Source organism: Cupriavidus basilensis, assembly GCF_000876015.1.
GTDB lineage: Bacteria > Pseudomonadota > Gammaproteobacteria > Burkholderiales > Burkholderiaceae > Cupriavidus > Cupriavidus basilensis_B.
Genome location: NZ_BBQM01000018.1, coordinates 85,609 through 109,716, shown reverse-complemented (window position 1 = coordinate 109,716; position 24,108 = coordinate 85,609). Strand labels below are relative to the sequence as shown.

At 70.1% G+C, this 24,108-nt stretch carries 23 protein-coding genes; 13 read left to right on the top strand and 10 right to left on the bottom strand.

Annotated features, from left to right (window positions below):
- Positions 1-51: 51 nt before the first annotated feature.
- Both eno and ftsB read left to right on the top strand, forming a co-directional pair.
- On the top strand, positions 52-1,341 hold the full coding sequence (eno, locus tag KF708C_RS19150) for a phosphopyruvate hydratase (protein ID WP_020201460.1): 1,290 nt from the start codon (positions 52-54) through the stop codon (positions 1,339-1,341).
- Between the two features lie 86 nt (positions 1,342-1,427).
- Positions 1,428-1,766, top strand: a complete 339-nt coding sequence (gene ftsB / locus KF708C_RS19145; protein WP_020201461.1) for a cell division protein FtsB — start codon at positions 1,428-1,430, stop codon at positions 1,764-1,766.
- Positions 1,767-1,955: 189 nt separating this feature from the next.
- Here the strand turns inward: ftsB and KF708C_RS19140 are convergent, their stop codons facing one another.
- The 3 genes from KF708C_RS19140 to KF708C_RS19130 form a co-directional block, all read right to left on the bottom strand.
- Positions 1,956-2,405 carry a hypothetical protein gene (locus tag KF708C_RS19140; RefSeq protein WP_059412936.1) on the bottom strand — a complete coding sequence of 150 codons (450 nt, stop codon included), beginning with the start codon at positions 2,403-2,405 and terminating at the stop codon, positions 1,956-1,958.
- 89 nt (positions 2,406-2,494) lie between these two features.
- Complete coding sequence (gene hslO, locus KF708C_RS19135; protein WP_020201463.1) at positions 2,495-3,523, bottom strand: Hsp33 family molecular chaperone HslO; 1,029 nt, start codon at positions 3,521-3,523, stop codon at positions 2,495-2,497.
- Positions 3,524-3,584: 61 nt separating this feature from the next.
- Positions 3,585-4,109 (bottom strand): gamma carbonic anhydrase family protein, encoded by a 525-nt coding sequence (locus tag KF708C_RS19130; protein ID WP_017230018.1) that lies wholly within the window; start codon positions 4,107-4,109, stop codon positions 3,585-3,587.
- A 152-nt stretch (positions 4,110-4,261) separates the two neighbouring features.
- On the opposite strand from KF708C_RS19130, the gene KF708C_RS19125 reads away from it, so the two are divergent.
- The gene (locus KF708C_RS19125; protein WP_059413050.1) at positions 4,262-5,167 is read left to right on the top strand and encodes a ferritin-like domain-containing protein; all 906 of its coding nucleotides are present in this window, start codon (positions 4,262-4,264) and stop codon (positions 5,165-5,167) included.
- A gap of 7 nt (positions 5,168-5,174) precedes the next feature.
- Here the strand turns inward: KF708C_RS19125 and KF708C_RS19120 are convergent, their stop codons facing one another.
- Entirely contained in the window at positions 5,175-5,537 is a 363-nt protein-coding gene (locus tag KF708C_RS19120; RefSeq protein WP_020201466.1) for a hypothetical protein, read from the bottom strand.
- A gap of 597 nt (positions 5,538-6,134) precedes the next feature.
- Positions 6,135-7,868: an acyl-CoA synthetase gene (locus KF708C_RS19115; RefSeq protein WP_059412935.1), complete on the bottom strand. Its 1,734-nt coding sequence runs from the start codon at positions 7,866-7,868 to the stop codon at positions 6,135-6,137.
- A 162-nt stretch (positions 7,869-8,030) separates the two neighbouring features.
- Here KF708C_RS19115 and KF708C_RS19110 point away from each other — a divergent pair, with 162 nt between their 5' ends.
- Positions 8,031-8,924 (top strand): alpha/beta fold hydrolase, encoded by an 894-nt coding sequence (locus KF708C_RS19110; protein ID WP_059412934.1) that lies wholly within the window; start codon positions 8,031-8,033, stop codon positions 8,922-8,924.
- Between the two features lie 18 nt (positions 8,925-8,942).
- Here the strand turns inward: KF708C_RS19110 and KF708C_RS19105 are convergent, their stop codons facing one another.
- A complete protein-coding gene (locus KF708C_RS19105) occupies positions 8,943-10,058 on the bottom strand; it encodes an NAD(P)/FAD-dependent oxidoreductase (protein ID WP_059412933.1) in 1,116 nt (371 codons plus the stop codon).
- A gap of 244 nt (positions 10,059-10,302) precedes the next feature.
- Between KF708C_RS19105 and KF708C_RS19100 the strand changes: the two genes are divergently transcribed.
- From KF708C_RS19100 to KF708C_RS19065, 8 genes are all read left to right on the top strand, one after another.
- On the top strand, positions 10,303-11,148 hold the full coding sequence (locus KF708C_RS19100) for a 3',5'-nucleoside bisphosphate phosphatase (protein WP_020201470.1): 846 nt from the start codon (positions 10,303-10,305) through the stop codon (positions 11,146-11,148).
- A gap of 141 nt (positions 11,149-11,289) precedes the next feature.
- Positions 11,290-11,913, top strand: coding sequence for an L-threonylcarbamoyladenylate synthase (locus KF708C_RS19095; RefSeq protein WP_020201471.1), 624 nt, complete (start codon positions 11,290-11,292; stop codon positions 11,911-11,913).
- Positions 11,914-11,980: 67 nt separating this feature from the next.
- Entirely contained in the window at positions 11,981-12,646 is a 666-nt protein-coding gene (locus KF708C_RS19090; RefSeq protein ID WP_020201472.1) for a site-2 protease family protein, read from the top strand.
- 88 nt (positions 12,647-12,734) lie between these two features.
- A complete protein-coding gene (locus KF708C_RS19085; RefSeq protein ID WP_020201473.1) occupies positions 12,735-13,937 on the top strand; it encodes a tryptophan--tRNA ligase in 1,203 nt (400 codons plus the stop codon).
- 8 nt (positions 13,938-13,945) lie between these two features.
- On the top strand, positions 13,946-14,539 hold the full coding sequence (locus KF708C_RS19080; RefSeq protein ID WP_156173880.1) for a class I SAM-dependent methyltransferase: 594 nt from the start codon (positions 13,946-13,948) through the stop codon (positions 14,537-14,539).
- Positions 14,540-14,689: 150 nt separating this feature from the next.
- Positions 14,690-15,574, top strand: coding sequence for a 4-hydroxy-tetrahydrodipicolinate synthase (gene dapA, locus KF708C_RS19075; protein ID WP_020201475.1), 885 nt, complete (start codon positions 14,690-14,692; stop codon positions 15,572-15,574).
- 48 nt (positions 15,575-15,622) lie between these two features.
- Positions 15,623-16,840 (top strand): outer membrane protein assembly factor BamC, encoded by a 1,218-nt coding sequence (gene bamC, locus KF708C_RS19070; protein ID WP_029043279.1) that lies wholly within the window; start codon positions 15,623-15,625, stop codon positions 16,838-16,840.
- A gap of 79 nt (positions 16,841-16,919) precedes the next feature.
- Positions 16,920-17,708, top strand: coding sequence for an MBL fold metallo-hydrolase (locus KF708C_RS19065; RefSeq protein WP_020201477.1), 789 nt, complete (start codon positions 16,920-16,922; stop codon positions 17,706-17,708).
- Positions 17,709-17,820: 112 nt separating this feature from the next.
- Here the strand turns inward: KF708C_RS19065 and KF708C_RS36720 are convergent, their stop codons facing one another.
- Together KF708C_RS36720 and KF708C_RS19060 are read right to left on the bottom strand one after the other, a co-directional pair.
- Positions 17,821-18,051, bottom strand: a complete 231-nt coding sequence (locus KF708C_RS36720; protein ID WP_081651328.1) for a hypothetical protein — start codon at positions 18,049-18,051, stop codon at positions 17,821-17,823.
- 199 nt (positions 18,052-18,250) lie between these two features.
- Positions 18,251-19,459 (bottom strand): cupin domain-containing protein, encoded by a 1,209-nt coding sequence (locus KF708C_RS19060; RefSeq protein WP_197090389.1) that lies wholly within the window; start codon positions 19,457-19,459, stop codon positions 18,251-18,253.
- A gap of 11 nt (positions 19,460-19,470) precedes the next feature.
- On the opposite strand from KF708C_RS19060, the gene KF708C_RS19055 reads away from it, so the two are divergent.
- A complete protein-coding gene (locus tag KF708C_RS19055; protein ID WP_059412930.1) occupies positions 19,471-20,001 on the top strand; it encodes an FKBP-type peptidyl-prolyl cis-trans isomerase in 531 nt (176 codons plus the stop codon).
- Positions 20,002-20,116: 115 nt separating this feature from the next.
- Here KF708C_RS19055 and KF708C_RS19050 read toward each other — a convergent pair whose 3' ends face one another.
- Both KF708C_RS19050 and mutS read right to left on the bottom strand, forming a co-directional pair.
- The gene (locus KF708C_RS19050) at positions 20,117-21,169 is read right to left on the bottom strand and encodes a hypothetical protein (RefSeq protein ID WP_059412929.1); all 1,053 of its coding nucleotides are present in this window, start codon (positions 21,167-21,169) and stop codon (positions 20,117-20,119) included.
- Positions 21,166-23,859 carry a DNA mismatch repair protein MutS gene (gene mutS / locus KF708C_RS19045; RefSeq protein WP_156173879.1) on the bottom strand — a complete coding sequence of 898 codons (2,694 nt, stop codon included), beginning with the start codon at positions 23,857-23,859 and terminating at the stop codon, positions 21,166-21,168. Before mutS ends, KF708C_RS19050 begins: the two co-directional genes overlap by 4 nt.
- Between the last annotated feature and the right edge of the window lie 249 nt (positions 23,860-24,108).

The following is a 24,108-nucleotide window of genomic DNA, read 5'->3' as shown; positions in this document are numbered from 1 at the left end:
CCGCGCTGATCCCGGTCAGCAGCAAGATTCAAAACAGTCAGAGAGGAATTCATGAGTGCAATCGTAGATATCATCGGTCGCGAAGTTCTCGACTCGCGCGGCAACCCGACGGTCGAGTGCGACGTCCTGCTGGAATCCGGCGTGATGGGCCGCGCGGCGGTGCCGTCGGGCGCGTCCACCGGCTCGCGCGAAGCCATCGAGCTGCGCGACGGCGACAAGTCGCGCTACCTGGGCAAGGGCGTGCTGAAGGCGGTCGAGCACATCAACACCGAGATCTCCGAAGCCATCATGGGCCTGGACGCTTCCGAGCAGGCCTTCCTGGACCGCACCCTGATCGACCTCGACGGCACCGACAACAAGAGCCGCCTGGGCGCCAACGCCACGCTGGCCGTGTCGATGGCGGTGGCGCGCGCCGCCGCCGAGGAAGCCGGCCTGCCGCTGTACCGCTACTTCGGCGGCTCGGGCGCGATGCAGATGCCGGTGCCGATGATGAACATCGTCAACGGTGGCGCGCACGCCAACAACAGCCTGGACATCCAGGAATTCATGATCATGCCGGTGTCGCAGACCAGCTTCCGCGAAGCCCTGCGCTGCGGCGCCGAGGTGTTCCACGCGCTCAAGAAGATCCTGGCCGACAAGGGCATGTCCACCGCGGTCGGCGACGAAGGCGGCTTCGCGCCGAACTTCGCTTCCAACGAGGAATGCCTGAACGCCATCGTGCAGGCCGTCGAGAAGGCCGGCTACCGCGTCGGCGAGGACGTGCTGCTGGCGCTGGACTGCGCCGCCAGCGAGTTCTTCCGCGAAGGCGAGGACCTGTACCACCTGGACGGCGAAGGCCTCAAGCTGACCTCGACCCAGTTCGCCGACTACCTGGCCAACCTGTGCGACAAGTTCCCGATCGTGTCGATCGAGGACGGCATGGCCGAAGGCGACTGGGAAGGCTGGAAGACGCTGACCGACAAGCTCGGCAAGCGCGTGCAGCTGGTGGGCGACGACCTGTTCGTCACCAACACCAAGATCCTCAAGGAAGGCATCGAGAAGGGCATCGGCAACTCGATCCTGATCAAGATCAACCAGATCGGCACGCTGACCGAGACCTTCGCCGCCATCGAGATGGCCAAGCGCGCCGGCTACACCGCCGTGATCTCGCACCGCTCGGGCGAGACCGAGGACAACACCATCGCCGACATCGCGGTGGGCACCAACGCCGGCCAGATCAAGACCGGCTCGCTGTCGCGCTCGGACCGCATCTCGAAGTACAACCAGCTGCTGCGCATCGAGGAAGACCTCGGCGACATCGCCAGCTACCCGGGCAAGAGCGCCTTCTATAATCTGCGCTAAGCCCGCGTCATGCGCCGGCCGCGGATAACCCTCATCGCGGCCGGCGCCGACGGCCCCGACCTCTTCTGCAAAGCGCCGGAATCCCTATGCGCCTGATCTCGCTGCTGCTGTTCGTGCTGTTGCTCGCCATTCAGTACCCGCTGTGGCTGGGCAAGGGCGGCTGGCTGCGCGTGTGGGACATGGACAAGCAGGTGCAGGAGCAGAGCGCGCGCAACCAGGCGCTCAAGCTGCGCAACGCCAAGCTGGAAGGGGAAGTGAAGGACCTGCAGGACGGCACCGGCGCCATCGAGGAGCGTGCCCGCTACGAGCTGGGCATGGTCAGGGACGGCGAGGTGTTCGTGCAGTTCGTGGCGCCCGCGCCCAAGGTCAGCGCCACGCCGCCGCTGCCCCCGCCGCCGAATTCGCCGGCCGGCGGCAGCCACTAGCGCCGGCGCCGCGCATGGCACCCGCCGCGGGTGCTGTCATGCCGCCGGCGGGATTCGCCGGTCCGGCGATTCCCCGTTTTTCCCTCGTTTTCCCCCAATTGCAGCTACCTGTCGCGGCTCGCATTGCCGTGGCGGGCGGCGTCTCGTCCACGCGCGCCGGCGTCTTGCCGCCTCATTGCTGCCGCCCCATTACCACCAGTACGGATAACCGCCCCAGCCCCAGCCCGGATAACCATATCCGCTGCTGAAGCCGACGCCGCCGCCCCAGTGGCGCCCGCCCCAGCCGCCGTAATACAGGTTCCAGCTCGGCGACGGGTAGGCGTAATAGGAATAGGCGCGCGCGTAGGCCTCGGCCTGCTGCTGGCGCGCGATGGCGGCGTCCTGCTCGCGCAGGATGTCGCGGTTCAGCGTGCCCAGCTTCTGGCTTTCCTCGGGGGTGATCGGCGCGGGCGGGATGCTGTTGGGCACCAGCCGCGCGGTCGGCGGCGAGCCGTTGATGTCGCGCGGCAGCCCGGCGCAGCCGCCCAGCAGCGCGGCGCCGAGCAGCAGCGCGCCAAGCGCGCCCGGCAGGCGCCGCGCCGCGGCGGCAGGCGCGTTTGGAGACGGGTTCGGAGACGGGTTCGGAGACAAAGCGGACATGATATTTCCCCTGGCTCTGGTGGGTCACTGACGCTTGGACCCCGGCGCACCGGGCAAAGGTTCCGCCGGGTCCGGCCGCCGCCCGCCGCTCAGTGCTGCTGGCTGGCGCCGTCGCCGGCGCCGGTGGCCACCGGCACCGGCGTGAACAGCTGGGCACAGTCGACCGGGTCGAAATGATATTGCTGGCCGCAGAAATCGCAGTGGATCTCCACGTTGCCGCGCTCCTCCAGGATGCTCTCGATCTCGGCGCGGCCCAGGTTCTGCAGCATGCCGGCCACCTTGGGGCGCGAGCACGAGCAGTGGAAATGCGGGCCGAGCGGCTCGAACACGCGCACGCCGGCGGCCTGCAGGTCTTCCCAGAACAGGCGGCGCAGCAGCGTGTCGGGGGTCTCGGCCAGCAACTCGCCGGCCTTGAGCGTGGCGCCGAGCTGGCAGGCGCGGTCCCAGGTGTCGAGGTCCTGCGCGCGGGCACTCTCGGCCAGCGGCGCGCCGGTCTCGCCGACCTGCGCCGGGGCGCGGCCGGCGTGGCCTTCCAGGGTGCCGCCGTAGCTCGGCAGCTTCTGCAGCAGCATGCCGGCGGCGACCTGGTCGTCGGCGGCCAGCCACAGGCGCGTGTCGAGCTGCTCGGACGAGCGCATGTAGTGCTCGAGCACCGCGGCCATCGAGTCGAACGCGCCATGCGCGTCGGCCAGCGGCACGATGCTCTGGTAGGCCTGCTGGCCAGGCAGCTTGTCCTGCGGGTCCAGCGTGATGGCGAAGCGGCCGCCGCCGCGCACGTTGACCAGGTCGGCCAGCGTGGCGTCGTCGGCCACCTGCGCGCCCTCGGCCAGCTTGGCGGTGGCGCGCATCGACAGATCGGACAGGCATTCCACCACCAGCATGCGCACCGGGCCGTCGCCGTGCACCTGCATCACCAGCGCGCCGTTGAACTTCAGGTTGGCGGTGAGCAGGGCGGCCGCGGACATCATCTCGCCCAGCAGCCGGCGGACCGGCGCGGGATATTGATTGCGGCGCAGCACATCCTGCCAGGTGGCGCGCATGCGCACCAGTTCGCCGCGCACGGGGGCCGCGTCGAACAGGAATTTCTGCAGGATGTCGGGGGAGGTGGAATCAGTCACGATGGTCCGTCGGTAGATCGGCGCGGGCGCGGTTCCTGGCCGGCGCCCTGGTCGATGCGTGTTAGTCGATGCGTTTCAGCTGCGTCTTGTACATGGCCTGGCGCGTGGCGTAGGTCTCGGCGTTGCGGTACAGGTTGGCCACGTCCTGCTCGGTGAGCTCGCGCACCACCTTGGCCGGCGCGCCCAGGATCAGCGAGCGGTCCGGGAACACCTTGCCCTCCGTGACCACCGCGCCGGCGCCGACCAGGCATTCCTTGCCGATCACCGCGCGGTTCAGGATCACCGCCTGGATGCCGATCAGCGAGCCTTCGCCCACGGTGCAGCCGTGCAGCATGGCCTGGTGGCCGATCGACACCTTGTCGCCGATGGTCAGCGGGCAGCCCGGGTCGGTATGGAGCACGGTGCCTTCCTGCACGTTGCTGGACTCGCCCACCACGATCGGCTCGTTGTCGCCGCGGATCACCACGCCGGGCCACGCGCTCGCGCGCGCCTTGAGCGTCACGTTGCCGATGATGGTGGCCTCCGGCGCGACGTAGGCATCCGGATCGATGGTCGGGGCGATGTCGCCGAGCTGGTAAAGCGCCATGAAGTCTCCTGCACAAGTGCGTATGGGTATATGGGGTTTGCCGCCGGGCTTTAAAGGTTCGCGGGAGGGCGGCGGCGGGGACGCGCGATGTGGCGGATGCCGGCCGCGCCGAGCGCCGGCCCTACAATGGCGGCAACCCGGATTTTACGCTGATGGCAGCCAACCTGAACGACACCCCCCGCGCGGCCGAGCCCGCTTTCCCGGACGCCGCCGCCGCGGCCACCCCCGGCCTGCCGGATGTCACCGGCCTGTCGCTGCGCCGGCAGGCGCTGGCCATCCTGTGCCTGCGCGACGCCCGGCAGAAGGCGGCAGCCACGCGCCGTATGCGCCAGGCCGCCGCGGGCATGGCGCCGGAAGCACTCGGCGCCGGCGAAACCCTCACGGCCACGCTGCCGCTGCCGGGCCGCCCCGAGCGGCCGGAGCTGGTGGCGCCGCAGCGCGTGGAGCGGCGCCGCTCGATCCATACGCCGGCCGGGCGGGCCGCCATGATCCACGCGCTGGCGCACATCGAGTTCAACGCCATCAACCTCGCGCTCGACGCCCTCTGGCGCTTCGGCGGCATGCCGGCCGGGTTCTACCTCGACTGGCTGCGCGTGGCCGACGAGGAGGCGCTGCACTTCACGCTGCTGGCCGACCACCTCGCCACGCTGGGCGCCGGCTACGGCGATTTCCCGGCGCACAACAGCCTGTGGGAGATGGCCGACAAGACCGCCGGCGACGTGCTGGCGCGCATGGCGCTGGTGCCGCGCACGCTCGAGGCGCGCGGGCTGGATGCCTCGCCGCCGGTGCGGGCCAAGCTGGCCGCCGCCGGCGACCACGAGGCCGCCGCCATCATCGACATCATCCTGCGCGACGAAGTCGGCCACGTGGCCATCGGCAACCGCTGGTACCGCTGGCTGTGCGCCGGGCGCGGGCTGGATCCGGTCGCCGCCTATGGCGAGCTGGCGGCGCGCTACCAGGCGCCGCGCCTGCGCCCGCCCTTCAACCTCGAGGCGCGCCGCGCGGCCGGCTTCGACGACGCCGAGCTCGCGTGGCTCGAGGCGCAGGCCGCTCGGTAATACCCGCTCAGTAATACTCGGCCATCACGACCAGGCCCTGCTGGCCGCCGTCCGGATCGCTCTTCCTCACGAAGCGCGCCGTCTCGACCGAGGCGCGCGCCGACTTCAACTGCACGGACTTGCCGGGCATCAGCGGCACGGCGGCGAACTCGGCGGCCTGGGCGCCGTTCTGCGGGCAGCTCACCGAGGCGCTGCCGGAGCCGGCGCTCATCTGCGTCATGCACGACGGCGCGACGATGGCGCCGCGGAAGAAGATCACGCCGCCGGCGCCCCACGCCGGGACCGAGAGCAGCGCGCACGCCAGCGCCAGCGTCAGGCGGTGCTTGAGGTTGCGGATGGAGGCGTTGCCGGTGCGTGCATGCGTGCTCATGGTGATCCCCTTTTGGTCATTGAGCCCAGGAAAATTCGTAAAGCCTTGTCGGAAATTTCTTCTTGTTTGATAGGAAGTTTATTTTCTGTTTGTGGGAAATTCAACTTAGAAAAGATGAATTTTCCTACGTCTATTCGTTCGTTGTTGTGTTAAGTCAATCGGCCTTTTATGCGGGTTTTCAGCATCTTGATATTGGAATAAACAGCATCTAGATGAGATTTATCCTAATTTAAATGATGCGGATGAAGAATAATCAGTGGAAAGTTTTTGGACGATTTTTCTTTAAGAGTTATCTTATGAATAAGATAAATTCCATGCCATTCGATATGCCATGCCATCCGATGCGACTGGCCTGCCATGAACGGTATTTCGCCGACATGACCTGCGCTTTGACTGTGCGATCGGCAACGTGGCCACCTGTCTTCGCTAACGTCAACTTTGGCGAATACTTGACACGGGAATCCACCAGTCCGGATGCCTGCCGGGCAGAGTGGGAAAAAGAGGGGAAAAGATGCGGGGGGAGGGGAAGTGCGGGGAGGCGGCGCAGACCGGCCACGCAGGCGCCGGCGGGCCGGCGCGCGCATGGCCTGCCGGGGGCTAGTGCGCCGGCGTCGTGCCGCGCTGCGCTTCCATCTCGCGCAGCACGCGGCGCTGGATCTTGCCGGTGGTGGTCATCGGCAACTGCGCGATGAACTCGATGGTCTTGGGGTACTCGTAGGGCGCGAGCAGGCCGCGCACGTGCTGCTGCAGCGCCGCGGTCAGGTCGGCGTCGGCCTGCGCGGAGCGGGCCACCGACGGCTGCAGCACGACGAACGCCTTCACCACGGCGCCGCGCTCCGGGTCCGGCGACGGCACCACGGCGCAGTTCGACACGGCCGGATGCTTGAGCAGGCAGTTCTCGATCTCGCTCGGGCCGATGCGGTAGCCCGACGACTTGAAGACGTCGTCGGCGCGGCCCTGGTACCACAGGTAGCCGTCGGCGTCGGCGCGGGCGAGGTCGCCGGTGCGGCACCAGCGCAGGCCGCCGTGCTCGACGAACCGGTCCCGCGTGGCGGCCTCGTTGCGCCAGTAGCCGAGGAAGAACACCGGGTCGGGGTGGCCGTGCCGGTCGGTGTCGCACACGGCGATCTCGCCGGTTTCGCCGGGCGCGCACGGCCGGCCGTCCTCGTCGACCACGGCCAGCCGGTGGCCCGGATACGGGCGGCCCATCGAGCCGGCGCGCGCCGGCCAGCCGAGCTCGCCGTCGTCGTTCTGCGCGGTGCAGTTGCCCACGATGTAGTTGATCTCGGTCTGGCCGAACATCTCGTTGACCACCACGCCGAGCGCGTCGCGGCACCACGCGAACACGGTCTCGCCGACCGCCTCGCCGGCGCTCATCAGCGCGCGCAGGTGCAGGCGGTACTGGCCGCGCGGCGCCGGGCAGGTCTTCATCATCTGCTTGAGCGCGGTCGGGAACAGGAAGGTGTTGGTGACGCGGTAGCGCTCCAGCAGCGCGAACGCCACCTGCGCCGAGAAGCGGCCCTGGTAGCCCACGATGGACTGGCCGAAGTACAGCGCCGGCATCAGCGCGTCCCACAGGCCGCCGGTCCAGGCCCAGTCGGCCGGGCTCCAGAACACGTCGCCCTCGCGCGGATACCAGTTCTGCGAGCAGACGAAGCCGGTCAGGTTGCCGATCAGCGCGCGGTGCGGGATCACGGCGCCCTTGGGCGGCCCGGTGGTGCCGCTGGTGTAGATCAGCACGGCCGCTTCGTCGGCCTTGGTCAGCTCGGCGGTGAAGTCCGGCAACTGCGCCGCCAGCAGCGCGTCCCAGCCGTGCCCGGCGCGGGCCGCGGCCGCGCCCACGCCGATCACCGCGGCAAGCGCCGGGCATTCGGGGCGCGCGGCCAGCACGTTGTCGATGGCGCTCTCGTCGGCGATCGCCACGCGCGCCTCGCTGTGCCGGAAGCGGAAGGCCAGCGCCTCCGGCCCGAACAGCATCGACAGCGGCATGGCGATGGCGCCGAGCTGGTAGATCGCCATATGCGCGATGACCGTCTCGATGCGCTGCGGCATGACGATGCCGACGCGGTCGCCGCGCGCCACGCCGAGCGCGCGTAGCGCGCGCGACAGGCGGTTCGCCTCGGCCTGGATGTGGGCGTAGCTGTAGCTGGCGCGGCGGCCGTCCTCGTGCTCGGTGTAGACCGCGATGCGGCCGGCGCTGGCGGGGTCGCGCGCCCAGCGGCCGCAGCAGGCTTCGGCGAGGTTGAAGTGCTCCGGCACGTGCCAGCGGAAGCTGTCGTACAGCGCGCGGTAGTCGTCGCGCCGGCTGGCGGGCAGGGCGGATGCGGTCATGCAGGTCTCCTGTTTGCTGGCGTTCGCGCGGCGGCGTGGCGGCGGCATCGAGGCAGCGGGTGCCGCTATAATCGCCTGAGCGAACGATCGTTCTATTTTTATCGCGCCTCCCCGTTGTCGCGGGTGAAGGCGCCGGCCGGAAAGGGACCGGGGGAGACCACCATGACAATCAGAGAAACCTCGCGCTCGGAATTTATCACGTTGCGCGGGCTCGCCATGCACGTGCGCCACTGGGGCCGGGCGGGCGCGCCGAAGCTGTTCGCGCTGCACGGCTGGATGGACGTGGCGGCTTCGTTCCAGTTCATGGTGGACGCGCTGGCGGGCGACTGGCACGTGATCGCGCCCGACTGGCGCGGCTTCGGCCAGACCGCCTGGCCGACCCGCCATCCGGGCACCGAGTCGTACTGGTTCCCCGACTACATCGCCGACCTCGAGGCGGTGCTCGACCACTTCCAGCCCGGCGAGCCGGTCAACCTCGTGGGCCACAGCATGGGCGCCAACGTGGCCTGCTTCTACGCCGGCATCCGTCCCGCGCGGGTGCGCCGCGTGGTGGACCTGGAAGGCTTCGGCATGACCGCCACGCGCGCGGAGCAGGCGCCGGGGCGCTACGCGCTCTGGCTCGACGAGTTGCGCGCGCCCCCCGCGCTCAAGACCTACGACAGCGTGGCCGCGGTGGCCGCGCGGCTGCAGAAGACCAACCCGCGCCTGCCCGACGACCGCGCCGCCTTCCTGGCCGCGCACTGGTCGGCGCGCAACGCCGGAGGCCGCTGGGAGATCCTGGGCGATCCGGCGCACAAGATGGTCAATCCGGTGCTTTACCGGCTCGACGAGGTGATGGCGATCTGGGCGCAGGCCACCGCGCCGGTGCTGCACGTGGAGGCGCGCGACTCGCAGACGCTGAGCCACATCGCGCGCGGGCAGCCGCTCGACGAATTCCGGCAGCGCTTCAAGGCGTTCCGCGATTTCCGCGAGGCGGTCATCGACGACGCGGGCCACATGCTGCACCACGACCAGCCGCGCGCGGTGGCGGCGCTGGTCGACGACTTCTGCGCGTGAGGCGCGCCCGCGCCGGGTTCAGGCGTGCGTGAGCTTGTCCTTGAGCGCGGCGTTGTTGCTGGTGTGCACGTGCACCAGCGCCTTCTCCGGGAAGGCGTAGTGATAGGCCTTGCGCAGCGCCAGCGCGGCCTCGTGGAAGCCGGACAGGATCAGCTTCTGCTTGTTCGGGTAGAAGGCGATGTCGCCGGCGGCGAAGATGCCGCGGCGCGAGCTTTCGTAGGTGGTGGTGTCCACCACGATGCGCCCGGCGCGCATGTCGAGATCCCAGTGCGCGATCGGGCCCGGCTCCGACACCAGGCCGTACAGCGCCACCAGTTCGTCCGCGGGCAGGCTCACGGTGTCGTCGCGCGTGCGGATGTCCACGCCGGTCAGCGTGTCGCCCTCGGTCTTGAGCGCGCCCAGCATGCCTACCACGAAATCCATCTCGCCGGCCGCCACGGCCGCGCGCATTTCCGCCACCGTGCCGTCGGCGGCGCGGAAGCCCTCGCGCCGGTGCAGCAGGGTGACGCGCGCGGCCACCTTGCGCAGCGCCAGCGCCCAGTCCAGCGCGGAGTCGCCGCCGCCGGCCACCACCACGCGCCTGCCGGCGAAGCGCGCCACGTCGCGCACCGCGTAGTGCAGGTGGCGGTCTTCCAGCGCGGCGGCCTCGGGCAGCGCCACGCGCTGCGGGGCGAAGGCGCCGGCGCCGGCGCAGATCAGCACGGCGGCCACGTCGAAGCGCCTGCCGCCGTCGGTGGTGACCAGCAGGCGCGGCGGATGCGCGTGGCCGGCGTCGGGCGCGGCCGGCGCGGCCTCGCCGGCGCGGGCGATCTCCTCCAGGCCGTTGGCGCGCTCGTTGAAGTGCATCGGGAACGCGAACGGCGCGCACTGCTCGAGCAGGCGGTCCACCAGGTCCTGCGCCAGGCAGCCGGGCACCGCGGGGATGTCGTAGATCGGCTTCTCGGGATAGAGCTCGGCGCACTGGCCGCCGGCGCGGTCCAGCACGTCGACCAGTTCGCAGCGCAGGCCCAGCACGCCCGCCTGGAAGGCCGCGAACAGGCCGACCGGGCCGGCGCCGACGATCAGCACGTCGGTGCGGGTCACGCCGTCGGCGTGGGCGGAGTCGGCTGGGATGGCGGAAGCGTCGGTCGGCATGGCATGGCGGGCGGCGCGCTTGGCGCCGCCGGGCGGGAGGATCGAGAGGCCCCAACTATACCGCGCGGCGGGGCGCCGCCGGCCGACGCCAGCGTTGGCGGCAGGGCTATCGGGCTGTACCTCGGCCGTACCTCGGCCGCACCTCGGGCGGCGCTGTCGGGCCGCCCCGCCGGACCGGCCGACCGGCGCGCGGCGGCGGCCGGCGCCGCGTGTGCGGCCTCGCGCGCGGGAGTAGAATGGCGGCATGCAGAACCCTCACGCCATCAACGCCGATCTCCATTGCCATTCCACCGTGTCCGACGGCATGCTGTCGCCGCGCGACGTGGCCGCGCGCGCCCATGCGGGCGGCGTGGCTTTCTGGGCGCTGACCGACCATGACGAGGTCGGCGGGCAGAGCGAGGCGCGCGCCGCCGCCGAGGCGCTCGGCATGCGCTTCGTGCCGGGCGTGGAGATCTCGGTGACGTGGGCCGGCCAGACCGTGCACATCGTCGGGCTGCAGATCAACCCGGCCTGCCCGGCGCTGGTCGAAGGGCTGGCCGCCACGCGCTCGGGCCGCGCGGCGCGCGCGCAGGACATCGGCGACGCGCTCGCGGCCATCGGCATCGAGGGCGCCTACGAAGGCGCGCTGCGCTACGTCGGCAACCCGGACCTGATCTCCCGCACGCATTTCGCGCGCTGGCTGGTGGACCAGGGGCGCTGCAAGACCATCAGCGACGTGTTCAGCGAATACCTCGGCGAAGGTCGCCCCGGTTATGTCGGGCACCGCTGGGCCCGGCTGGCCGACGCGGTGGGCTGGATCCAGGCCGCCGGCGGCATTCCCGTGATGGCGCATCCGGGCCGCTACGACTACACCCAGCTCCAGCACGACGCGCTGTTCGACGAGTTCGTGCAGCTCGGCGGCGCCGCGGTCGAGGTGGTGACGGGCAGCCATACGCCCGACCAGTACCGCAAGTATGCCGACGTCGCGCGCCGCTACGGCCTGCTGGCCTCGCGCGGCTCGGATTTCCACGGTCCCGGCGAAGGCCGCACCGAGCTGGGCGCGCTGCCGCCGCTGCCGTCGTCGGTCACGCCGGTCTGGCATGACTGGTAAGCCGGCCCGGCCCGCGGCCGCCCGGCGCTCCGATGGCCCGCCCCCGTCATGCGCACCGTCCGATCTTTTTCCCCGCAAGACCTGCCCGTCGCGCATGTCGCCTTCGCGCCGGGCCGGCGGCCTTTCGCCCTCCGACCGCCCATGTCCCAATATTTCGACATCCACCCGCTCAATCCGCAGCCGCGGCTGATCAAGCAGGCCGCGCAGATCATCGGCCAGGGCGGCCTGATCGCCCTGCCGACGGACTCCAGCTACGCGCTGGCCTGCCGGCTCGACGACAAGGCCGCGGTGGAGCGCCTGCGCCGCCTGCGCGGCATCGACGACAAGCACCACCTGACGCTGATGTGCAGCGACCTGTCCGAGCTGGGCAACTTCGCGCGCGTCGACAACCGCCAGTACCGCTGGCTCAAGGGCGCCACGCCCGGGCCCTACGTGTTCATCCTCGAGGCCACCAAGGAAGTGCCGCGGCGGCTGTCGCACCCGGCGCGCAAGACCATCGGCGTGCGCGTGCCCGACCACCCGATCCCGCTCGCGCTGCTGGCCGAGGTGGGCGAGCCGCTGATCTCGGCCACCCTGCAGCTGCCCGGCGACGAAGCCCCGCTCAACGAGCCCGAGGTGATCCGCGCGCGCCTCGAGAAGCTGCTTGACCTGGTGATCTGCGGCGGCGCCGCGCCGGCGCAGCCGACCACCGTGATCGACCTGACCAGCGGCGAGCCCGAGCTGATCCGGCAGGGCCGCGGCGACATCGGGCGCTTCGGCCTCTGAGCGCCGCCGGCGCGCTCCACGCGGGCGGCCGCCTCAGGCGCGCGGCGGCCCGGTACAATAGCGCCCCATGGATTCTTCCCTGATTCAGACCCTTGCGGTCTACGCCCTGCCGGTCCTGTTCGCCATCACGCTGCACGAAGCCGCCCACGGCTACGTGGCCAAGCTGTTCGGCGACAACACCGCCTATGTGATGGGCCGCGTCAGCATCAACCCGGCGCGGCACATCGATCCCATCGGCACCATCGCGGTGCCGCTGCTGCTCTATTTCATGACCAGCGGCCAGTTCGTGTTCGGCTACGCCAAGCCGGTGCCGGTCGCCTTCGACCGCCTGCGCAACCCGCGCTGGCACGGCATGTGGGTGGCGCTGGCCGGGCCGGGCAGCAACGTGCTGCAGGCCTTCCTGTGGGCGCTGATGGCGGTGGGGCTGGTGCTGGCGCAGGTGCAGGAGCCGTTCTTCAGCCAGATGGCGCGCGCCGGCGTGCTGGTCAACCTGGTGATGGCCGCCTTCAACCTGTTCCCGGTGCCGCCGCTCGACGGCGGCCGGGTGCTCACCGCGCTGCTGCCGCAGCGGCTCGCGCATGCCATCTCGCGCATCGAGCCCTACGGCATCTTCGTGGTGCTGGCGCTGGTGGCCGCCGGCGTGATCACCAAGGTCTGGATGCAGCCGGTGATGGGCGTGCTCAGCGGGCTGGTGCAGCTGATGCTGCAACCCGTGCTGGCGCTGGTGCAATAGCACGCCGCCGGGCCGCGCCCGGCGCGCCGCATCCGACCTGCCATACCGAGTACCGAGTACCGAATCCCCATCAAAAGCACAGACAGACATGTTTCCCGACCGCGTTCTCTCCGGCATGCGGCCTACCGGTGCGCTGCACCTGGGCCACTACCACGGCGTCCTGAAAAACTGGGTCCAGTTGCAGGCCGAATACCCGTGCTTCTTCTTCGTGGCGGACTGGCACGCGCTGACCACCCACTATGAATCGCCCGAGGTGATCGGCGAGTCGGTGTGGGAGATGCTGATCGACTGGCTCGCGGCCGGCGTCGATCCCGAGCGCGCCACGCTGTTCATCCAGAGCCGCGTGCCCGAGCACGCCGAGCTGTTCCTGCTGCTGGCGATGGGCACGCCGCTGGGCTGGCTGGAACGGGTGCCGACCTACAAGGACCAGATCGAGAAGCTCAAGGACAAGGACCTGTCCACCTACGGCTTCCTCGGCTATCCGCTGCTGCAGGCGGCCGACATCCTGATCTACCGCGCCGGCCGCGTGCCGGTGGGCGAGGACCAGGTGCCGCACGTGGAGATCACGCGCGAGATCGCGCGCCGCTTCAACTACCTGTACGGCCGCCAGCCCGGCTTCGAGGAACGCGCGCAGGAAGCCGCCAGGAAGCTGGGCGGCAAGCGCACCAGGGCCTATCTCGAGCTGCGCCGCGCCTACCAGGAGCAGGGCAAGGCCGAGGCGCTGGACGAGGGCGCGGCGCTGGTGGCGCAGTCGCAGAGCCTGGCCGCGGAAGACCGCGAACTGCTGCTGGGCTACCTGGGCGGCTCGCGCAAGACCATCCTGGTCGAGCCGCAGGCGCTGCTGACCGCGGCCTCGCGCATGCCGGGGCTGGACGGGCAGAAGATGTCCAAGTCCTACGGCAACACCATCCGCATGCGCGAGGACAAGGCCTCGGTGGAGAAAAAGGTGCGCACCATGCCGACCGATCCGGCGCGCGTGCGCCGCACCGACGCCGGCGACCCGGCGCGCTGCCCGGTGTGGCAGCTGCACCAGGTCTACTCGGACGCGCCCACGCGCGAGTGGGTGGAGCCGGGCTGCCGCAGCGCCGCCATCGGCTGCATCGAATGCAAGCAGCCCGTGATCGACGGCATCCTGCGCGAGCAGCAGCCGATGCTGGAGCGCGCGCAGAAGTACATGGACGATCCCGCGCTGCTGCGCGACATCGTCGCGCACGGCTGCGACCGGGCCAGCCAGGTGGCGCGCGAGACCATGCGCGACGTACGCGCGGCGATGGGGCTGGGATATCAATGAACAGCGCGATGAACCACGCCGCCGCCGCCGCGCCGCCCTCGCCGTGGGTGCTGCGCTGGGCGCACCTGGCGCGCGCGGGCGGCCGCGTGCTCGACCTCGCCTGCGGTAGTGGCCGCCATGCGGCGTGGTTCGCCGCGCGCGGGCATGCCGTGCTGGGCGTCGACCGCGACGGCGCGGCGCTGGCCGCGCTGCCCGCCGGCATCGAGACGCTGCAGGCCGACCTGGAGCAGGGCGCGTGGCCGCTGGCCGGGCGCGCGCCGTTCGACGCCATCGTGGTGACGAACTACCTGCACCGGCCGCTGTGGCCGCACCTGATCGCCGCGCTGGCGCCGGGCGGCGTGCTGATCTACGAGACCTTCGCCGCCGGCAACGAGACCGTGGGCAAGCCCTCCAACCCGGATTTCCTGCTGCGGCCTGGCGAACTGCTGGACGCGGTGCGCGGCGGGCTGCGCGTGGTCGCCTATGAGGATGGCGTGCTGGAAGTGCCTAGAACTGCCTTTGTGCAGCGCCTGTGCGCGGTGCGCGAGGCGGCGAGGGAGGGTGAGGGCAAGGGCGGCCAGGCCAGCGCCGGCGCGCCGCCACGCTATCTTCTGCCCGGCTGAAGTGCGGCCAGGGCTATGCGCCCGCATGCCCGGCGAGACCCGGACTTCACGCGCTGAACCGGCTTGGGTTTTCCCGGGTCGAAGCAGCGGTCGGAAGGCCCGGGCGATCCGGTACAATCGCGGTATTCGTTTCCCGAATTCTCAAACGTTATGACACAGATTAACGGCAGCATCGTCGCGATCGTGACGCCGATGCAGGAAGATGGCAGCCTGGATTTCCCCGCGCTGCGCGCCCTGATCGACTGGCACGTGGCCGAGGGCACCGACGGCATCGTGATCGTCGGCACCACCGGCGAGTCGCCCACCGTGACGGTGGACGAGCACTGCGAGCTGATCCGCGTGGCCGTGGAGCAGGCCGACAAGCGCATCCCGATCATCGCGGGCACCGGCGGCAACTCCACCAGCGAGGCGATCGAACTGACCGCCTTCGCCAGGAAGGTCGGCGCCGATGCCTCGCTGCAGGTCGTGCCGTACTACAACAAGCCGACCCAGGAAGGCATGTACCGCCATTTCCGCACCATCGCGGAAAGCGTGGACCTGCCGGTGGTGCTGTACAACGTGCCGGGCCGCACCGTGGCCGACATGCAGCCCGAGACCGTCCTGCGCCTGGCGCAGGTGCCGGGCATCATCGGCGTGAAGGAAGCCACCGGCAACATCGACCGCGCCGCGCAACTGATCAAGGACGCGCCGCAGGGCTTCGCCATCTACAGTGGCGACGACCCCACCGCGATCGCGCTGATGCTGCTCGGCGGCCACGGCAATATCTCGGTCACGGCCAACGTGGCGCCGCGCAAGATGCACGAGTTGTGCGTGGCTGCCCTGAAGGGCGACGCCATCGCCGCGCGTCGCATCCACATGGAACTGGTTGCGCTGAACAAGGCGATGTTCGTCGAGGCCAACCCGATTCCCGTCAAGTGGGCACTCCAGCAAATGGGCAAGATGCAGGGCGGTATCCGCCTCCCGCTCACCCCGCTGTCACCGGAATACCACGACGTGGTGCGCAAGGCGCTGTCGGATGCCGGCCTGCTCGGCTGAGATCCCGCGGTACCCTGCCGTTGTCCCATCAACTAGGATTGCGTGTCAATGAAACTCAAGCTTAACCGCCGCGGCGCAACGCAAGTTCGCCGTGCCGCCCTGGTCTTGCCCGTGCTGGTGGCCAGCGCGATGTCCGCGTGCAGCAGCATCAACGATGCGATGGCGCCGGACAAGATCGACTACAAGGCCAACGCCAAGCGCACCTCCACGCTCGACGTGCCGCCCGACCTGACCAAGATCGAAGGCGACCGCCGCTACTCCGTGCCCGACCAGAACGGCACCTCCACGCTGTCGACCTACAACCAGTCGACCAAGGTGGCGCAGCAGCAGGTCGGCACCGAGAACGTGCTGCCGTCCACGCAGGGCGTGCGCATGGAGCGCGACGGCAACCAGCGCTGGCTGGTGATCAGCAACGGCATGCGTCCGGACCAGTTGTGGCAGTCGCTGCGCGAGTTCTGGCAGGAGAGCGGTTTCCTGCTGGTGCAGGACTCGCCCGAGACCGGCATCATGGAAACGGACTGGGCCGAGAACCGCGCCAAGATTCCGCAGGACTTCATCCGCAACACCATCGGCAAGGTCTTCGACGGCCTGTACTCGACCTCCGAGCGCGACAAGTTCCGCACGCGCCTGGAGCGCACGCAGAACGGCAACCTGGAGGTCTACATCAGCCATCGCGGCGCGCAGGAGCAGCTGACCGGCATCGACAAGTCGCAGACGGTGTGGACCCCGCGCCCGTCCGATCCCGAGCTGGAAGCGGAATTCCTCTCGCGCTTCGCGCAGCGCCTCGGCGTGCAGAAGGAGCAGGCCGACCGCATGGCCAAGAACGGCGGCGCGCCGGCGGCAGCGGCGTCCGGCGCGGCCGCCGCGCCCGTGGTGGCGGCCAAGGCGCCCGCGGCCGGCAGCAACCTGACCCAGGTCAACGGCAGCCAGGCGCTGCAGCTGGCCGAGCCGTTCGACCGCGCCTGGCGCTCGGTCGGGCTGGCGCTGGACCGCGTCAACTTCACGGTGGAAGACCGCGACCGCGCGCAGGGCCTGTACTACGTGCGCTACGTCGATCCGCGCGACACCGTGGACAACCGCGGCTTCTTCTCCAAGCTGTTCGTCAGGACCGGCTCCGAGGACAGCAAGCGCGCCAAGAAGTACCGCGTGGCGCTCAAGGGTGACGGCACCGGCACCACGGTGACGGTGCAGAACGACGCCGGCCAGCCGGAAAGCACCGAGGTCGGCAAACGCATCCTTTCGCTGCTCGACGAGCAACTGCGCTGAGCGCGGTGCAGGTCGTGCCAGCATACCCGCGGCGTCCTGCCGCGGGAGGCTCCAGCAAGCTGCCGCGCGAGGCCGGCGCATGATGCGCTTCGCCTTTCTCGGCAGCGGCAGCGAGGGCAATTCCCTGTTGATCGAAGCGCGCGAGGGCAGCGCCACCACGCGGGTGCTGCTCGACTGCGGTTTCGGCATCCGCGAGACCGCGCGCCGGCTCGAGCGGCTCGGCGTCACGCCGGACCAGCTCGACGCGGTGCTGGTCACGCACGAGCATGGCGACCACGTCGGCTCGGCCTATGCGTTCGCCTCGCGCCACGACCTGGCGGTCTACACCAGCCACGGCACCTGGCTGGCCACCTCGCACCTGCGCGGGGCCGAGACGGCCGACGTGCGGGTTTGCTGCGCCGACCATCCGCTGGCCATCGGCGCGCTCCAGATCCTGCCGTACACGGTGCCGCACGACGCGCGCGAGCCGCTGCAGTTCGTGCTCGGCGACGGCGACGCGAAGCTCGGCGTGCTGACCGACGCCGGCATGGAAACGCCGTACATCACCGCGCGCCTGTCGGGCGTGCACGCGCTGGTGCTCGAGTGCAACCATGACCGCGAGATGCTGCGCAACTCCGCCTATCCGGCCTCGTTGAAGCGGCGCATCGGCGGCGATTTCGGCCACCTCGCCAACGAGGTCGCGGCCGGGATCCTGGCGCGCGTGGCGCACCCGGGACTCCAGCGCGTGGTGGCGGCGCACCTGAGCCAGCAGAACAATACGCGGGAACTGGCGACGCAAGCGCTGGCGGGAGCACTTTCCGCGGCGGCCAGCGAGATCCTGGTGGCGGACCAGCACGAAGGGCTGGGCTGGCAGCCGGTCAGGGCCTGAATCCGGCGCGCCGCCGCGCGTGTGGCTGCCATGCGACAGCCGGTGCGGAAACGAACCGCATGGACGAAAAAAAGCCGACCCGAAGGTCGGCTTTCTTATCGGTCGAGACCGATTACTGCTTTGCAGCAGGAGCCGAAGCGTCGGCAGCGGGAGCCGAAGCGTCAGCGGCCGGAGCCGAAGCGTCAGCAGCCGGGGCAGCAGCGGGAGCCGAAGCTTCCGGTGCCGGAGCAGCAGCGGCGGGAGCCGAAGCTTCCGGTGCGGGAGCGGCGGCTTCTTCTTTCTTGCCGCAAGCGGCGAGAGCAACGGCGGCGAGCAGCGATGCGATCAGGAGAGACTTCTTCATTGTTCGTCCTTTAACTTTAATAACAGAAAAACAGGCGATGAATAATTACCGGTAATTATCGCTCTTGAACTGCAAAATAGAGGCTCTCCCGGGTGCCGACAAATGCAGTGGTACACAGTACTAGCCAGCCGACGATTATATCCGCGTTTTCCCGGCTTGTGTAGCGCTGTCTTTTCCTGTTTTTGCTTGTTACGGATTATTACAGCGGAGATGGCGCAAATTGCAGCCAACCCTCCAGCGCCCAGTGATGAAAGGTCTCCATCAGGTCGGGCAGAGCAGCGCTGGCGGCCACTTCGGCGGCACTCAGATGGCGCTGGTCGGCCAGTTGGCGCAGCCAGCGCGCCAGTTCCGCGGGCGGTTCGTAGGCTTCGCCGTTGATAAAGAAATGGGTGCGGTCGTACAGCGCGATCGATCCCGGCGCCAGCACGATGCCGTGAGATAGTGCCAGCTTGGTGTATTTCTTCAGCGTGATTTCCGGTATCTCCGGGAATTCCACGCTCGGCTTCGGCTCGGAAAGGTGGGTACCCAGAAACTCGGAAATCATGCTACCCGACCAACGAAGGGCACCGAGGCGCTCGCCGACCGCGCGCACCATGCCGGCCGGCAATTGCGCCGGCCGCGCGGTGGCGGCCTCGCCCGGGTCCGCGTAGCGGCCCTCGAGTTCCTCGTTGTCCTCGACCGTCTCCGACAGCCAGGCCAGGAAATGCCCGGCCAGCTCGCGGTAGGCCGGTGCGCGGAAGCCGACGGAGTAGGTCATGCACTCGCCCTCGGCCACGCCGTCGTGCGCGTATTGCGGCGGCAGGTAGAGCATGTCGCCGGGCTCCAGCACCCATTCCTGCTCGGGCGTGAAGTCGGCCAGGATCTTGAGCGGCAGGTCCGGCACCAGGTCGAGCCGCGGCTGGGACGAGATGCGCCAGCGCCGCCGGCCCGATACTTGCAGCAGGAACACGTCGTAGGAGTCGAAATGCGGACCCACGCCGCCGCCGTCGGTGGCGTAGCTGACCATCAGGTCGTCCAGGCGCGCATCGGGGGCGAAACGGAATTGCCCCAGCAATGCCGCGGCTGCACTATCGTGGAGGTTGACGCCCTGCACCAGCAGGGTCCATTGGCGCGTCTTGAGCGAGGGCAGGTTGTCGGCGGCGAAGGGGCCCTGCTCGAGCTTCCAGCGGTTGCGGAAGTGCGACACCAGGCGGGACTCGACGTCGTCCCGGTCGGCCAGTTCGAAAAGGGACTCGCGCGATACCGGCGGCACGATTCCCGGTATGGCCTGTCGGATCAGCAGGGGCTTGCGGTGCCAGATATCGCGCATGAAAGCGGCCGGCGTCATGCCTCCCAGCAGGGGGAGCGGCACGTCTGGATCGACGGGGCCGGGGGGCAAGGCCTGCGCGTATAATGCGGAATCGTTCATGGAGTCAAGAATTGAAAATCGCTAAGAACACGGTGGTATCCGTGGTGTACAAGCTGTCGGATGCGCAGGGCAATCTGATCGAGGAATCGGATGAGCCGATGGTCTATTTGCACGGCGGCTATGATGGCACGTTCCCCAAGATCGAGGAAGCGCTGGAAGGCCACGAAGCCGGCTTCGAGACCCAGCTCCAGCTCGAGCCCGACGAAGCGTTCGGCGATTACGACGCCGAGATGGTCAAGGTGGAGCCGCGCGACCGCTTCCCCGAGCCGCTCGAGATCGGCATGCAGTTCGAGGGCGTGCCCGAGGACGGCGACGAAGACGATTCGATCATCTATACCGTGACCGACGTGGCCGAAGACAAGGTCGTGCTCGACGGCAACCATCCGCTGGCCGGCATGGCGCTGCGCTTCTGGCTGCAGGTGTCGGAAGTGCGCGAAGCCACCGACGACGAAGTCCAGCATGGCCACGCCCACGGCGCCTCGGGCGTCGAGGTGGTGGACGAGGACGAAGACGAGGACGACAGCAAGCGCACGCTGCACTGAGTGCGCACCGCCGCGCAGCACGTTCGCTCCCGAAAAGCCGGCTTTGCCGGCTTTTCGCTTTCATGGGCCACCGCATTGGCTACCATCCTGGCCGCCGCATCGTCCCCCGCGCCGCTCAGTCCGGCCCCGGGCCGTCCCTGAGCGTCACCTCGAACGGCCTGGGCGAGCCCGGCGTGATCGCCAGTTCGGCGTACTGCCCGGGCGCGCCGGCCGGCAGCGCCACGCGGGTCACGTTGCGCAGCGTCTTGCCGCCGGCATCGCGCAGCGGCGTGTCGATGCCGAAGCCGCCCAGGCTGGTATGCACCAGCAGCACCTGGCCGCGATAGCGCGCGGCCAGTTCGCGCAACTGGCGCTTGAATTCCAGGAAACCGTCGCGCGCGCGGCGGCGCAGGAAGCCATCGAACAGCGATGGGTTGCCGCGCTGCTCCCAGCCGTTGCCGAACTGCGGATCGGCGTGGACCAGCACCACGATGCCGGGCAGGTTCTGCTGCTGCGCCAGTGAGAACGCGCGCGCGAGCCACTGGCGGTTGGCCTCGCGGCGGTCCTCGAACTCGCCGTTGCGGCCGCCCTCGGAGCGATAGTGGTTGTTGTCGCCGGGCAGGTTCAGCGTCACCAGCAGCGCGCCGCCGGCGCTCCAGCGCACGTTCTCGCGGTAGCTGCGGAAGGTAGCCTGGTCGGACTGCCGCATCAGCGCGGCGGTGCGCTGGCCCAGCGTGGCGTCGTCGGGAAAGAACAGCTCGCGCAGCCGGTTGAGGCGCTCCACCGCGTCGAAATGGCCGTTCACGTCGCGCTGGCATTCCGCCCAGTCGGTTTCGCCGGGCAGGTAGACCAGCGGCAGCGGCGACTGGTCGAGCAGGCGCTGGCGTGCCGCGAGCAGGGCGTCGCCGCACGATTCAGTGTCGCCCTTGATGCCGCCCAGGTGCACCACGAAATCGAGCCGGCGCTCGGCGGCGTAGTCGAGCAGGCGCGCGGTGCGCGCCTCGGCCGCGGGCCACTGCGGCTGGCCGGCGATCAGCGCCAGGCGCACGGTCGCGGCGGCCGGCGCGGCGGCGCGCCGGGGCGCCGCCGCCGCGTGCAGCGCGGGCAGGGCCAGCGCCGCGCCCAGCAGCACGGCGCGGGCCAGCGCGCGCGCCGGCGCGTGGCGGCGGCGCGGCCCGGTCGGCGTCATGCGGTGGCTACCGCATCCCTGGCCAGCGCCCGCAGCCGGTAGAGCGCGTCGAGTGCCTCGCGCGGGGTCAGGCTGTCGGGGTCGAGCCCGCCGATGGCGTCGAGCAGCGCGGACTGCTCCGGCGACATCGCGCCGCCCTGCGCCGCGGCGGGCCGCGCGTAGTCGTCCTCGTATGCCTCCTCGTCCGGCGCCGGCGGCGCGGCGAACAGGTCGAGCTGCGGCGTGGGAGTGGCGTCGGCCGACTGCTGCTCCAGCCAAGCCAGGTGCTTGCGCGCGGCACGGATCACCGGCTGCGGCACGCCCGCCAGCTGCGCCACCTGCAGGCCGTAGCTCTGGCTGGCCGGGCCGTCCTGCACGGCGTGCAGGAACACGATGCCGTCGCCGTGCTCCACCGCCGAGAGATGCACGTTGGCCGCCTGCGTGAACTCCTGCGGCAGTTGCGTGAGCTCGAAGTAGTGCGTGGCGAACAGCGTGTGGCTGCGGTTGTGCGCCAGCAGGTGGCGCGCGATCGCCCACGCCAGCGCGAGGCCGTCGAAGGTCGAGGTGCCGCGGCCGATCTCGTCCATCAGCACCAGGCTGGCCGGGGTGGCGTTGTGCAGGATGCCGGCCGCCTCGGTCATCTCCACCATGAAGGTGGAGCGCCCGCCGGCGAGGTCGTCGGCCGCGCCGATGCGGGTGAAGATGCGGTCGATCGGGCCGATCACCGCGCGCCGCGCGGGCACGTAGGCGCCCACGCAGGCCAGCAGCACGATCAGCGCGGTCTGGCGCATGAAGGTCGACTTGCCGCCCATGTTCGGGCCGGTGATCAGCAGCAGCTTGCGTGCCTCGGTCAGTTGGCAGTCGTTGGCGATGAACGGCACCGACTCCGACGCGAGCTGGCCTTCCACCACCGGATGGCGGCCCTGCGCGATGTCGATGGCGTTCTCGTCGACGCGCTCGGGCCGGGTCCAGTCCAGCGTCTGCGCGCGCTCGGCCAGCGCCGCCAGCACGTCCAGCCGGGCCAGCGCGCCGGCCACGCGCTGCAGCTCGCCGATATGCGGCAGCAACTGCTGCAGCAGCGCGTCGTAGAGCTGCTTCTCGCGCGCCAGCGCGCGGTCCTGCGCCGACAGCGCCTTGTCCTCGAAGGCCTTGAGCTCGGGCGTGATGTAGCGCTCGGCGTTCTTGAGCGTCTGGCGGCGGCGGTAGTCGTCGGGGACCTTGTCGGCCTGGCCGTTGGTCACTTCGATGTAGAAGCCGTGCACGCGGTTGTATTCCACGCGCAGGTTGGCGATGCCGGTGCGGGTGCGCTCGCGCGTCTCCAGGTCGACCAGGAACTGGCCGCAGTTCTCGGAGATGTCGCGCAGCTCGTCGAGCTCGGCGTCGAAGCCGCGCGCGATCACGCCGCCGTCGCGCACCACGCTGGCCGGCTCGGGCGCCACCGCGGCCACCAGCAGCGCCTGGCAGTCCTGCGGCACGGCCAGTTCGGCCACGGTCTGGCTCAGCAGCGGCGCGGCCTCGTCGGGCCGCACGCGGGCCTGCACCTCGGGCAGCGCGGCCAGCGTGTCGCGCAGCGAGGACAGGTCGCGCGGGCGCGCGTTGAGCAGCGCCAGGCGCGCGGTGATGCGCTCCACGTCGGACAGCCGGCGCAGCGCCGCGCGCAGCGGCTCGATGCCCTGCTCCAGCAGCGCGCCGATGGCCTGCTGGCGCGCCTGCGGCAGCGCGCGGTCGCGCAGCGGATGGTGCAGCCAGTGGCGCAGCAGGCGGCTGCCCATCGTGGTGGCGCAGGTGTCGAGCAGCGAGAACAGCGTGGGCGACTCGCCGCCGCGCAGGGTCTCGGTCAGCTCCAGGTTGCGGCGCGTGGCGGTGTCCAGGCCGACGAATTCCGATTCGCGCTCGACCGTCACGCCCTGCACGTGGCGCAGCGACTGGCCCTGGGTGGAGGCGGCGTAGTTCAGCAGCGCGCCCACCGCGCCCAGCGCCGCGCCCAGCCCGGCGCAGCCGAACGGGTCCAGGCTGGCCACGCCGAGCTGCTCGCGCAGGCGGCGCGTGCCGGCCTCCTGGTCGAAATGCCATTCCGGCAGGCGCGTGCGCGCGCAGGCCAGCGCCGGCAGTTCGATGCCGTCGGCGAACAGCAGCTCGGCCGGGCGGATGCGCTCCAGTTCGCGGCCCAACTGTGCCACTTCGCACTCCATCAGGCGCAGCTCGCCGCTGGCGAGGTTGAGCCAGGCCAGCCCCATCTTGCTCACGCCGCGGCGCGTGGTGTGCTGGTGCACCGCCATCAGGAAGGTGTCGGCCTTGTCCGGCAGCAGCGCCGCGTCGGTCAGCGTGCCGGGGGTGACGATGCGCACCACCTTGCGCTCCACCGGCCCCTTGCTGGTGGCGGGGTCGCCGATCTGCTCGCAGATCGCCACCGACTCGCCCAGCTTGACCAGGCGCGCGAGGTACTGGTCCACCGAGTGGAACGGAATGCCGGCCATGCGGATCGGCACGCCGTTGGAGGCGCCGCGCGCGGTCAGCGTGATGTCCAGCAGCCGCGAGGCTTTCTCCGCGTCGTCATGGAAGAGCTCGTAGAAATCGCCCATCCGGTAGAACAGCAAGGTGTCCGGATGGTCGGCCTTGAGGCGCAGATACTGCTGCATCATCGGCGTGTGCTTGGCGCCGGAAGCCTCCGCCGCCGTCTGGTCCGGGTCCGTCTTTTTCTGCAATCCCATTGCCATTAAACCTGTTTGGCACGGAGGGCCGCTGCCGGCGCCCCCGTGCTTGCCACCGCCTTGCCGGCCCGATCGGCGCGCACGGCGCGCGGCGCGGGCGCGGCGGAAACAATCCGGCCGCGCGAGGGGCCTGCCTCGGGACGCAAGGGGGTATTTTGGAAGATGGGCGATATGGTACAGCACCGGCCGCGCGGCTTGGGGCCGGCGGCGCCCGGCGAGGGCGCCGGGCACGGCAACGCGCCCCGGTGA

Coding starts and splice junctions, on each gene's coding strand:
- eno (WP_020201460.1), top strand. CDS start 52: ATGAGTGCAATCGTAGATATCATCGGTCGCGAAGTTCTCGACTCGCGC.
- ftsB (WP_020201461.1), top strand. CDS start 1,428: ATGCGCCTGATCTCGCTGCTGCTGTTCGTGCTGTTGCTCGCCATTCAG.
- KF708C_RS19140 (WP_059412936.1), bottom strand. CDS start 2,405: ATGTCCGCTTTGTCTCCGAACCCGTCTCCGAACCCGTCTCCAAACGCG.
- KF708C_RS19130 (WP_017230018.1), bottom strand. CDS start 4,109: ATGGCGCTTTACCAGCTCGGCGACATCGCCCCGACCATCGATCCGGAT.
- KF708C_RS19125 (WP_059413050.1), top strand. CDS start 4,262: ATGGCAGCCAACCTGAACGACACCCCCCGCGCGGCCGAGCCCGCTTTC.
- KF708C_RS19120 (WP_020201466.1), bottom strand. CDS start 5,537: ATGAGCACGCATGCACGCACCGGCAACGCCTCCATCCGCAACCTCAAG.
- KF708C_RS19115 (WP_059412935.1), bottom strand. CDS start 7,868: ATGACCGCATCCGCCCTGCCCGCCAGCCGGCGCGACGACTACCGCGCG.
- KF708C_RS19110 (WP_059412934.1), top strand. CDS start 8,031: ATGACAATCAGAGAAACCTCGCGCTCGGAATTTATCACGTTGCGCGGG.
- KF708C_RS19105 (WP_059412933.1), bottom strand. CDS start 10,058: ATGCCGACCGACGCTTCCGCCATCCCAGCCGACTCCGCCCACGCCGAC.
- KF708C_RS19100 (WP_020201470.1), top strand. CDS start 10,303: ATGCAGAACCCTCACGCCATCAACGCCGATCTCCATTGCCATTCCACC.
- KF708C_RS19095 (WP_020201471.1), top strand. CDS start 11,290: ATGTCCCAATATTTCGACATCCACCCGCTCAATCCGCAGCCGCGGCTG.
- KF708C_RS19090 (WP_020201472.1), top strand. CDS start 11,981: ATGGATTCTTCCCTGATTCAGACCCTTGCGGTCTACGCCCTGCCGGTC.
- KF708C_RS19085 (WP_020201473.1), top strand. CDS start 12,735: ATGTTTCCCGACCGCGTTCTCTCCGGCATGCGGCCTACCGGTGCGCTG.
- KF708C_RS19080 (WP_156173880.1), top strand. CDS start 13,946: ATGAACCACGCCGCCGCCGCCGCGCCGCCCTCGCCGTGGGTGCTGCGC.
- dapA (WP_020201475.1), top strand. CDS start 14,690: ATGACACAGATTAACGGCAGCATCGTCGCGATCGTGACGCCGATGCAG.
- bamC (WP_029043279.1), top strand. CDS start 15,623: ATGAAACTCAAGCTTAACCGCCGCGGCGCAACGCAAGTTCGCCGTGCC.
- KF708C_RS19065 (WP_020201477.1), top strand. CDS start 16,920: ATGATGCGCTTCGCCTTTCTCGGCAGCGGCAGCGAGGGCAATTCCCTG.
- KF708C_RS36720 (WP_081651328.1), bottom strand. CDS start 18,051: ATGAAGAAGTCTCTCCTGATCGCATCGCTGCTCGCCGCCGTTGCTCTC.
- KF708C_RS19060 (WP_197090389.1), bottom strand. CDS start 19,459: ATGAACGATTCCGCATTATACGCGCAGGCCTTGCCCCCCGGCCCCGTC.
- KF708C_RS19050 (WP_059412929.1), bottom strand. CDS start 21,169: ATGACGCCGACCGGGCCGCGCCGCCGCCACGCGCCGGCGCGCGCGCTG.
- mutS (WP_156173879.1), bottom strand. CDS start 23,859: ATGGGATTGCAGAAAAAGACGGACCCGGACCAGACGGCGGCGGAGGCT.